The sequence below is a fragment of the Bacteroidales bacterium genome (genome assembly GCA_023228145.1).
Lineage (GTDB): Bacteria > Bacteroidota > Bacteroidia > Bacteroidales > CAIWKO01 > CAIWKO01.
In genome coordinates, this window is the sequence record JALOBU010000041.1 from 1 (window position 1) to 11,683 (window position 11,683).

Annotated in this window: 9 protein-coding genes; 2 read left to right on the forward strand and 7 right to left on the reverse strand. The window is 40.9% G+C overall.

Annotation, left to right across the window (positions count from 1 at the left end):
* Together M0R16_13085 and M0R16_13090 are read left to right on the forward strand one after the other, a co-directional pair.
* Positions 1-305: type IX secretion system membrane protein PorP/SprF (locus tag M0R16_13085; protein ID MCK9613806.1), on the forward strand; the 305-nt coding region annotated here is incomplete at its 5' end.
* A 34-nt stretch (positions 306-339) separates the two neighbouring features.
* Entirely contained in the window at positions 340-921 is a 582-nt protein-coding gene (locus M0R16_13090; protein MCK9613807.1) for an aminodeoxychorismate/anthranilate synthase component II, read from the forward strand.
* A 50-nt stretch (positions 922-971) separates the two neighbouring features.
* Here M0R16_13090 and gdhA read toward each other — a convergent pair whose 3' ends face one another.
* The 7 genes from gdhA to M0R16_13125 form a co-directional block, all read right to left on the reverse strand.
* Positions 972-2,309, reverse strand: a complete 1,338-nt coding sequence (gene gdhA / locus M0R16_13095; GenBank protein MCK9613808.1) for an NADP-specific glutamate dehydrogenase — start codon at positions 2,307-2,309, stop codon at positions 972-974.
* Positions 2,310-2,733: 424 nt separating this feature from the next.
* On the reverse strand, positions 2,734-4,188 hold the full coding sequence (locus M0R16_13100) for an amino acid permease (protein MCK9613809.1): 1,455 nt from the start codon (positions 4,186-4,188) through the stop codon (positions 2,734-2,736).
* Positions 4,185-5,636, reverse strand: a complete 1,452-nt coding sequence (locus M0R16_13105) for a sodium/proline symporter (protein MCK9613810.1) — start codon at positions 5,634-5,636, stop codon at positions 4,185-4,187. The genes M0R16_13100 and M0R16_13105 overlap by 4 nt, the downstream gene beginning before the upstream one ends.
* Before the next feature lie 64 nt (positions 5,637-5,700).
* Positions 5,701-6,036 carry a nucleotidyltransferase domain-containing protein gene (locus M0R16_13110; protein MCK9613811.1) on the reverse strand — a complete coding sequence of 112 codons (336 nt, stop codon included), beginning with the start codon at positions 6,034-6,036 and terminating at the stop codon, positions 5,701-5,703.
* A gap of 143 nt (positions 6,037-6,179) precedes the next feature.
* Positions 6,180-6,674, reverse strand: coding sequence for a hypothetical protein (locus M0R16_13115; GenBank protein ID MCK9613812.1), 495 nt, complete (start codon positions 6,672-6,674; stop codon positions 6,180-6,182).
* A 90-nt stretch (positions 6,675-6,764) separates the two neighbouring features.
* Complete coding sequence (locus M0R16_13120) at positions 6,765-10,352, reverse strand: T9SS type A sorting domain-containing protein (protein MCK9613813.1); 3,588 nt, start codon at positions 10,350-10,352, stop codon at positions 6,765-6,767.
* 227 nt (positions 10,353-10,579) lie between these two features.
* On the reverse strand, positions 10,580-11,683 hold a 1,104-nt coding region (locus M0R16_13125; protein MCK9613814.1), incomplete at its 5' end, for a hypothetical protein.

An 11,683-nucleotide genomic window follows, 5' to 3' on the forward strand; every position in this document is an offset into this window, starting at 1 on the left:
TCAGCGAAGCCTTCACCCTGAAACCACAGCTGATGGTGAAAGCCGTCATTAACGCTCCGATTGAGTTTGATGTGAACCTCAACGCCCTCATCAAACAAAGACTGTGGCTGGGGGTGTCCTACAGAAGCCAGGCAGACATCTCGGGTATCATCGGAATACATATCGTGCCGCAGTTCCTGTTAAGTTATTCTTACGACTACTCCCTGAGCAAGATCAACAATTACTCCGGGGGCTCGCATGAGATTGCGCTCTCATACCTTTTTGCTTACAAGGGACGGAAAATAGCAAATCCAAGGTATTTTTAAGTTAATTTGGCTTAAAAACCCTCAATACCTGTAAATGAATACTCGTATTTTGCTGATTGACAATTACGATTCATTTACTTATATCCTCCGGCAAAGGTTAACAGAGGCAGGAGCATCTTTTGTTGAGATTGCAAAAAATGACAATACTCATATCCCTGAATTAGCTGCAGGCTTTGACAGTATTGTTTTTTCACCAGGCCCTGGCACTCCTGAAAACGGACATGTAATGTTTAATATACTTGAGAAATTTTATACAAGTAAAAGGGTGCTGGGTATTTGTCTTGGGCATCAAGCTATATGTACTTTTTTTGGTGCAACCCTGATAAATCTGCAATATCCCATGCACGGAAAAAAAACAAAATTAAAAATATACAAAAGCAAAAAAAATATTTTCTCGGGAATTCAAGACAAAATTATTACCGGACGATACCATTCATGGGTGGTAAGCGAAAAAAACTTCCCTGACTGCCTTGAAATTACATCAGTATCAGGGGAAGGTCATATTATGTCTGTTGCTCACAAGAACTACAATATCACCGGCATTCAATTTCACCCGGAATCATATATGACAAATACCAGCCTTCAGATTCTAAAAAACTGGATAAATATGGAATAAAAAAAAGCTGCTTCCCAAGTGAAACAGCTCTTAATTGTTAAAAACCTAAATTAAATAACTCCTTGATCTAACATTGCCTGGGCAACTTTCATAAAGCCTGCAATGTTTGCTCCTTTAACGTAGTTTATATAACCGTCTGCTCCTTTACCATATTTTACACAAGCAGCATGAATGTTGTTCATAATATCATGTAACCTGGCATCAACTTCTTCTCTGTTCCAGCTAATTTTCATAGAGTTCTGAGTCATTTCGAGACCTGAGGTTGCAACACCACCGGCGTTAACGGCTTTACCAGGGCCAAAAGGAATTTTGGCAGCGTGGAAAGCCTCAACTGCTTCAGGAGTGCATCCCATGTTGGAAACTTCAGCAACAACTTTAACGCCATTGGCAATAAGAGCTTTTGCATTTTCTCCATTGAGTTCGTTCTGAGTTGCACAAGGCAGAGCAATGTCAACTTTTACTTCCCATGGACGTTTTCCCTGAACAAATTTTGAACCGGGGAATTTATCTGCATAAGGTTTTACGATGTCCTGGTTAGAAGCTCTGAGTTCGAGCATATAGTCAATTTTTTTACCGGAAATTCCATCTGGATCATAAATGTATCCGTCCGGGCCACTGATGGTAACAACTTTGGCTCCGAGTTCAGTAGCTTTAAGCGCTGCGCCCCATGCTACGTTGCCAAAACCTGAGATAGAAACGGTTTTGCCTTTTAAATCAGTACCCATGGATTTGAGCATCTGGTCAAGGAAATAAATTCCACCGAAACCTGTAGCTTCGGGACGAACGAGTGAACCGCCCCAGTTCAGGCCTTTTCCGGTTAATACGCCAACGTGTTCGTTAGTAAGTTTTTTGTACATACCAAACATATATCCGATTTCTTTTCCACCCACACCAATATCACCAGCAGGGACATCCGTTTCGGGACCGATCATTTTCCATAATTCGAGCATGAATGATTGACAGAAACGCATGATTTCGTTGTTTGACCTGCCTTTGGCGTTGAAATCAGAACCTCCTTTACCACCACCCATTGGTAATGAGGTTAAACTGTTCTTGAAGATCTGCTCAAAACCTAAAAACTTTAAAATACTGAGGTTAACGCTCGGGTGGAAACGGATTCCGCCTTTGTAAGGTCCAATGGCGCCGTTGAACTGTACACGATATCCGAGGTTAACATGAACTTCGCCTTTATCATCAACCCAGGGGACTTTGAAAGTTAAGATTCTGTCAGGCTCAACAAGTCTGTCGATAATTCCTGCTGCTTCGAACTGAGGGTTTTGGTTAACAACTTCCTCAATGGATTCCAATACTTCACGAACTGCCTGCAAATATTCCAGTTCTCCCGGATGTTTTTTCTCGAGTTCGTTCATAATTTTTTCTACGTTCATAATATAAAAATTTAAAAAATTTATAAAAAAGTTCTTAGTAACCTTTAATTATTCTGCTTACAAAATTATACATATTTTTCGGAAAGAAAAATAAGTATCAAAAAATATTTTTAAAGACAAATTACTAAAAATCAACAATAAAATTCAATTATTTAGAGACAACTAATACTGCAACACAGATTTGAAATTAAGCCTACTGAAAATAATATATAAAAACACAGTCATTTTTAAGTATTTCTAATACTCAGAAAAAGTAGAATAAAATCAAAATGCCCAGCGATTTTTTATATATTCCTCAGTATTCCCGAAGGTAAAATGTCTCCCCTTATCAGGACAAGTCCGGGTTGTTCAACGCGTATTACTGGAACAGTTTTTCGTGCCGACTTTCTTTGCCGTGAAGGTCGGAAACAAATAAGATAATATTTTATTGAAGGTGTTTGGTTTTATTTCTTTTCCATAAATAATAAACAGGAAATCCCACACAAACAATGATAAGTCCCGGCCATGTGTACAAGGGTTTATATATCAGCAATACAATCATAATGAATAGTGCCGCAATAACATACAATGCGGGCAATACAGGGTAGCCAATTGCTTTGTAGGGCCTTTTAGCGTCCGGTTGTTTGCGGCGTAAAACAAATACTGCAATTATTGTCATGATATAAAATATCAGCACGGAAAATATCACATAATCTAGCAGGTTTGAATAAGTACCACTCAGGCATAACAGGCACGCCCATATACACTGTACATACAAACTGATGGAGGGGACCCCGAATCTGTTCAGTCTGCCCGTGCTTTTAAAAAACAGTCCGTCCTGCGCCATTGCATAATACACCCTAGCTCCTGAAAGTATTAATCCATTGTTGCATCCAAAAGTCGAAATCATCACCAGTATAGCCATCACCACCGCAGCCGACTCGCCTAAAATCATCGTCATGGAAGCTGTTCCCAGCCTGTCGTTGGTGGCAAATTGCATCCCCTGCTCAAAAACTCCGCTTGCTGCCTGCTCTCCCCTTAAGGGCAGCGTGTTCATGTAAACAAGATTCACTAATACATAGATGACTGTAACTATCAGGGTCCCGAAAAACAAACTCAGGGGAATATTTCTTTTGGGATTGATGATTTCCCCTGCAGTAAAAGTGATGTTGTTCCACGCATCAGAAGAAAACAAGGAACCAACCATGGAAGTTCCTATGACAGCCAGCAACGCAAAACCTGTCAGGGATTCTAAAAGACCATTTTCATTCATTGTTGCTGCATCCCAAAATATTTCCCTGTTTAAAGCTGATGCACCATTCCCCTTAAAAATGATTAAGCCAGCAACAATAAATACAAAAAGTAAAAAAACCTTTGTCAATGTAAATGTGTTTTGTACAACTTTGCCTGTTTTAATTCCCCTTGTATTAATCCATGTTAAAATAATGAGTGAAGATATTGCGATAATGTGAACCGTATTAAATTTAATAATACCCATGTCGAGCCATATGTTTTTTTCAGATACCCATGGAATAAGCACGCCGGTGAACTTGGCAAAAGCCATGGCAACGGCAGCAATGGTTCCGGTTTGTATCACAAGAAACAAGGTCCAACCATATAAAAATCCGGTCAGAGGGTTATAGGCTTCGCGAAGATAAACGTATTGCCCGCCGGCTTTAGGCATCATTCCTGCCAGCTCGCCGTAGCTCAGCGCAGCTATCAGCGTCATGACTCCGGTGATGAGCCATGCTACGAGTAACCATCCCGGAGAACCCAGTTGCCTCGACATATCTGCACTAACGATAAAAATACCCGAGCCTATCATGGAACCCGCTACCAGCGCAGTAGAATCTATTAACCGAAGATTTCTCCTGAATGCAATAGGTGGTGATTCTTTCATAGGTTGTTCTTATTTTTTTCCGGCAAAATAAAAGAAAACAAAATTGCCATAATAAATGCAAAAACAAAACTTGCCAGCCTCTCTGAAATTCCTGTTGGCGCCAGCAAAAACATCTTCCAGACTATAGTGCCCAGTGTTCCTGAAATAAGAGATGCAATGACACCTGCACGTGAAACTTTTTTCCAGAATAATATCAGCAATAAAGCCGGCCCGAATGAGGAGCCTATACCCGACCATGCATAAGAAACCAATCCGTAAACAGTATCTTTTACCGTTAATGCCAGTGTAAAAGCCAACAAACCCACCAGCAAAGTAACCACACGGTTCAGGGTAAGTAATTTTTTTCCACTGACTTTTTTTCTTGCCAGGGGACCGTAAATATCTTCCGTTATTGACGAAGAGCTGACTATGATCTCGGAAGATGCTGTTGACATCATGGCAGAAACAGCTCCGGATAAAAGCAAACCGGCTATTACAGGCCCGACAAAGGTATTTATCAGCACGGGAAGTATTTTTTCGGCATCCGAAGTGAGCAATGTAATGTTTTGGGTTAAATAGCCGTTTTTTGCGAGCACAAAGCCGAAAATTCCAATAATCAATGCACCTGCATAAGCAAGTAAAGTCCATACAATGGCCACTGCTCTGGCACTTTTTATGTTGCGTTTGTCTTTAATAGCCATCATGCGCGTGAGCAATTGCGGTTGCCCTGTATATCCGAACATCCAGCTGAGGCCACTCAAAATAAGCAGAAAAGCAGGGATGCCTGATTTTCCGCCTGTAATTGAATTATATGAGTTTCCCGCTTCTATAAGTGTTTCCCTGACCTGAATATTATCGGAAGCCACAATAAAAATAATTATTATCGGCAAAACTATCAAGGTAATTATCATCAATATGGCCTGAAATACATCTGTATAAACCACGGTAATAAACCCTCCTACCATGGCATAAAAAATTACAATCAAAGAACCGATAATAACTCCCCAATATCCAGGAATTCCAAATGTCTGTTCCAACACCTTTCCGCTGCCATAGAACTGTGCCTCCACATAAAACAAGAAGAAAAAAACAATTATGGAAGCAGAAATCAATCCTATGGCTTTCTCAGCGCCCGGAAAACGTTTGTACAATATACCAGATATTGTTAATGCTCCTGTTTTTTCGGTTTCCAAACGCAAACGATTGCTCATCACAGTCCAGATAAAAAGAATACCTATCACACAACCTAATGCAACCCAGACAGACTGCATACCCAGGGCATAAGCTTCGCCGGTAAGCCCTAGCAAGAGCCAGGCCGATTCGCCTGTGGAGCGTTCTGATAATGCCAGGGCAACTCCCGAAATTTTTTTCCCTCCCAACACGTACTCTGATGCTGTTTTGGACTTGCCTGCTGTATATAAAGTGATTAATAGCAATATCAGCAGGTATGCTATAAATACTATCATCATATATTTTTCAACGTATTAAATAAGGTATTCAAAAATAACATTAATATTGATGATTCGGCCACTATTATAATAATTTTCTTGCAGGGTCGGTGTGTGCGCCGATTTTCACTGCATAACTTGTCTTTGACTTAATATCATCATCCGTAATTATATGCAGGTCAATCAGGCCCTTTGCGTCATAATGCCCTGTCAGCATGTCATTCACCGAGGCAAGGCAGTGACTCCAGCCTTCTATCCATTTTTCAAGAAGTATTTTCTGCTCTTCACGGGAATCTATGTGTATCATTAAATCAATATCGCTGGCCGGCCCGCTGCTGGCATTTTTTGAACTGCCGATGAGGTAAACGGCTTTTACGCCAAAATCTTCATTTTTTAACTTCTGAGCAATGGCTGTAGCCATCTGATAACGAAACTTCCAGTGATTATCTTTATCATCTGTTAAAAGGCAATAATAGGTTTGTCAGGATTCATTTTTTTAAGTAAAAATAAATAAAAAACTCCTTCCGGAGGTAAAAGGAGTTCACAAATAATTTTTTTTTACACCTAAATTATAGGAGCAAAACTAGATAAGATGTTTATCACATCATCTAAACGCTCGTTAGTATATTTTATAAAAATATAAAAACTAATGTTCGGATAATCCGGGTCCACAAGAAGCGCGGCTTCAACTTTATAATTATCAACGGTACCTTCATGCAAAAAGCCACTATACCTGTTCATCTTCTCCGGGTCAATTTCAGTTCCTTCGTCAATATTTGTTACCCCATTATTCACCATCCAGTTGTATAAAGCCTTTTTAATTCCTTCCTGCGGCAAATATTCATTTTTACGGGGATAGACAGCTAAGGTCAAAGTATTGTCGTAACCAACCCATGCATTGACATTAGTTATCTCAACGGTAAAGGTTTCAGGTACTTTAAATTTGATTTTATAAGTATCCCATGCATATGTTTTCATCTGAGAGAAACCTTCATAAGAAATAAAGGCAAGCAAAACAACTAAAAAAAGCTTTTTGGCAACTGTACTATTTTTTTTCATGAAACAGGTGTTAGTTGGAATTCGTCCAATGTACAAATATTATTCCAAAATGAAACAATCACCCTTCGCTAAAACATGATAAAAACGAAATTAGTAATTCTTCACTATCCTGCTGGTATTGCTGTATTCGTCAGTAACAAAACTTGCTATATAAACCCCTACAGGCAATCTGTTAAGGTCTATGGTAAATTTTTTATTGATTTCCTCATCCATACTGAAGATATTTTCATAAACCTTGTTGCCCAGCAGGTCATAAATTACCAACGATGCTTTGGTGGCGACCAGATTATGTATATCTATCACTACTTCCGAAGTAAAAGGGTTTGGATAATAAGTTATATCGGGCAATGCTTCATCTCCGTCGCAACGTACTGAAACCGGGCTAAAATATTCATATTGCCCGTTATAATCCGTTTGTTTAAGGCGGTAATACGATATGCCGTCATAAGGGTCAGCATCACGGACTGTGTAATACTTCAGCGCGTTGCTGTTGCCGGCGCCGTCAACTTGTGTCAGCACACCCCATTTCTGGACATCCATGCTACGCTCCACAGTGAAATAATCGTTGTTGGTTTCGGTGGCTGTAGCCCAGTTTATTGTTACTTCCTTGTTTTGGCATGCGGCACTAAAGTTCAAAAGATTTATAGGTAGCGGATTGTGGCTGCCGCCGCCCATGCCCCAGTTGCTCCAGCCCGAAGCGCCCTCACGTTTCACCACAGGATTGCCACCAGCCATAAATGGCTGAACATGTGTGCCGCTTTGTCCCCAGGGTGCTGTACCAACCCTCTTCAGCGCTGTTATATTACATAGGTTATTAATGGTTTCTATGCCGCCACCTGTCAGCGAAATATTATATTGTCCGCCTGCCATGCCGCCGGGTGTTATATCCCAATAGCCCTCATCGCTCAATGTCAGGATTATAAATGCAGGACAAGCGCCTGCCGCAGGAATAATGGGAACATTCGCTATATCCATCCATTGTATCGGCCATTCCATTGCATTTTCGTTAAAAAAGGCAGTCAGCGAACCGCCGCTTGATGCACCTGTATATTCAACCAGCAAATGTCTGTTGTCGCTTCCAAAGCCCAGAGGGAACAGGCCTGAAGCATTGCCGGAATTCGTTGTGTTAGAAAACCATCGTTTCATCTTACCTAAAACAAACCCGTCTGTATAACTCAAAGAGCCGGTGGATGAGGCTGATGTGCCTAATTCAAGTGTGTTTACACCGGTTTCAATATCACCGGATGTCATACTCAGGGTATTGCCCACGGTAAGATCCGATGTCATTATTATTCCTTGGGCATTATTTAATGTTAAATTATTAAATTTACTACCTCCGGATGCAATAATTTGATTTGAGTTTCCATTAAAAACAACTTTTTGTGTTCCGGAGCCCGAAGTAAACGTTCCGCTGTTATTCCAGTTGCCAGAAACATTAAGCGTTGATCCATTTTCCATGGCCAGGGATGTTTCAATATTGATATTTTTACAATATGCCGTTTGGTTCTCCTTAACAGTTGAAATATTTGATGGACAAGCAACATCATTGCTCCGGATATAAATATTATTATCTATTGTAGGTACTGATGATGATGCATTAAAATAATTTTCATTTCCGTTGTATAAAAGCCAGTTTGCAGGAACATCCCAGTATTTACTGGCGTTTCCTGACCACACATAATCCCCATCACTTAGCGAAATAGGAGATGGTCCTGTTTGTGTTACAGCATAAACGGGAGATTGAACACTTAGATAAGCTGTATTTGAAGTTGTTGAACATCCATTAGGTGCTGTATACTGAACTTTATAATTTCCCGGTAATGTAGCAGAATATAGAGATGAATTGCTGCCTGTATTACTGCCGTTAAGCATCCATTGGTAGCTGCCGCCACCAGGCGAAACATTCGCGGTAAGTGTTGTGCTGCTGCCATAGCATATTGCAGTTATGGGGTTGGGAGTTGTATTAACAGTAGGCAATGCTTTGATGGTAACAGTTGCTGTATTGCTTGTTGCATTGTTACAACCATTGCCAGTAGCGCCAACTAGGCAATAATAATATAAAGTGCCCGCAGTAATGCTTGGCGGAGTATACGATGAGGAAGTAGCCCCGTCGATAGGAGTACCGGTAGTATTATTATTTACCGTATTACTATACCATTGGTACCATATAGATGGTGTACCGTTAGATGCAGTAACACTGAGCTGCTGATTATCACCCTGGCATTCTGAAATACCTGATGGATTTGTAACAGAAGGATCGGCAACTACTGTATATGTAGAACCTGTCCCATACGTATCGCATCCCAGACTATTGTATGCATGCAAACGATACTTGTGGGATCCCGTAGCCGTCGTCCCGTCAATAGTCATGGTCATCGTTGTTACATCTGAATAAGTTGCCCCTGCTGGAGTGCCATTGATTACAGAACCCCACAAAAGTGTGGAAGGGTTATAATATTCCCACTGATAAGATAATGTGCCTGCGCCTCCGCTTACTGACGATGACACTTTAGTCTGCCCTCCTGCACAGATGGTAGTATTATTGAATGTCTCCAGGGGTACTGTCGGGTCGGCATTCACTGTGTAGCTGGCGCCTGAACCGTATTTATCACACCCCAAACTGTTGTTGTATGCATACAAACGATATTGGTGGGAACCCGTAGCCGTCGTCCCATTGATGGTCATGCTCTGTGTATTTGGGTTTGTATAAGTTGCACCCGTCGGAGTGCTATTGCTTACAGAACCCCATGAAGATGTAGAAGGGTTATAATATTCCCACTGATAAGATAATGTGCCCGCACCACCGCTTACTGTCGATGAAACAGTAGTTTGTCCTCCTGAACAAATGGGATTATTATTAAATGTCGGCACGGGAACTGTCGGGTCGGCTACCACAGTCCATTTTGCTATATTATAAGAAGAATTATCGCATCCATTACCCGTAGCCGAACGCCAGGTTCGTATCTGTACCCGGTCTGTACCAGTTGATACGGATGTTACATTGCTTCCTGATGTATAAGAATTCCAATTAGTTCCATCAGTTGTATACTCATAATTATCTGTTATCGTGCCTGCTCCTCCAGCCCCTCCACTGAAGGTCGCTGATACTGAACCTCCTAAACATATTTGAGTTCCAGATACCGGGTTGCCAGTTACTGTCTGAGCGGTCGGGTCAGCATTCACTGAAAGCGCTACACAAGTTCCAGATGAATTTGGATAATAAGTACCATCAGTACCTCTGGCACGTGTGCAATAACTGCCTGCAGTTGTTACTCCATTTATAGTGAAACTTGGATACGGAAAAGCCGTCCAAGTTCCTCCAGGGGTCAAATATTCACAAGTTCCTGCCGTCTCTGGAGCTGAAAATGTCCAGTTTACAGTAAAAGTTACATTAGAGCTACCTCCTGTACAAATTGGATTCGTACTGAAAGAAACAGAGCAAGTTGTTATCCCCAATGCAGTCCATGAAATAGGGGTGTGTTGTTGTGTGCTGTCACTAAATGAATTAGTTTTACTATCGTTAACCTGAGCTAAAACAGAGTTATTTGATGACGTCTCAGTCCATTCATAATCCAAATCATTATTATCAATACTTTTTTGAGCAAATGTATCGGTAGTTTGTGATAATACAAATAATATCCCAAACAACTTTAAAATCAAGAATATTTTATAGTGCATATTTTTTATTATTATCATAAATCAAGCAATTTAAAATATAAAAAATAAGAATGATATGAACGCTTTAATAAATTAACAAAAAAATAATTAAATTTATCGTAAACTCTATGAAAACCAAGCAAAATAGTTTTGTACAAATAATAAAAAGTAAGAAAAAATAGAGTAAACTTTCTTTTTATGATAAGTAATTCCGATAGATATAGTATTTTTTTCATTAACAATTAATTTTATGGACACGCCACTGTGCTGCATCCATTAGTATTGGTTATTACAACTGAATAATTACCAGGGATGTTTGTCGTATACGTTACATTGGTAGCTCCGTTAATAATTGTTCCGTTACGATACCACTGATAGCTGTTAACGGTTCCGCTTCCTGCTATCGAGCCAGAGGCTGAAAGTTCAGTGGAAATACCTGCACATATTGTTGGAGATGAACTGGAAACGACAGCTACCGGGCTTGTGTTAACGGTTACCGCCTGAGATGCAGGTGTACTTGCACATCCGCCTGTATTTGTGATGCTTACTGTATAGGTGCCGGTTGAGCTTACTGTAATACTTGAGGTGGTTTCTCCTGTCGACCACTGGTATGTACTTCCACCTCCCGCGGTAAGTGTTAATGAATTTCCTCCGCAAAATGTTGTAGCGCCCACCGGAGTTATACTAGCAGCTAGTGTTGAAGCTATCGTCAGTGTTTTGGTCGAAATAGCTGTTCCAGAACAGGGAGCTGTGGGATTACTTGCTGTTAGTGTGAGGGTAACACTGCCAGCCGAAATATCAGCAGCGCTTGGAGCATAGGTGGCCAGTGTTAAAGAAGTTGGGTTTGTCCATGTGCCCGTGCCGCTTGATGTCCACTGAACATTTGCATATTGACTTACGCTGGCTCCTGCTGTTATTATAACAGGGCCGGTGGAAGCACAGGTAGAAACCGGGCTGCCTGCATTTACTGAAGGGGATATAATGGTAAGAGTTTTGGTGGATGTTACATATCCACATGGTGAATTACCGTTTGCTTTCAATGTCAGCGTCACTGAGCCTGCAGTAACATCAGCAGCACTTGGAGTATAGGTTGCAGTTGTCAGAGAAGTATTATTTGCCCATGTTCCTCCGTTTCCACCCGACCATTCAATACTTGAATAATTAGCAGCGCTGGCACCTGCAGTAACATTAACAGGAGTTGTATTACAGGTTGATACAGGTGTTCCTGCATTTGGGGTAGGCAGGCTGACAACATTGACAGCCCGGCTGGCACATGTTGTATTATTGCACAGTCCCTCAGAACGAACATAATATGTAGTGGTGCTTGTCGGGCTAACATCAATGGATGGACC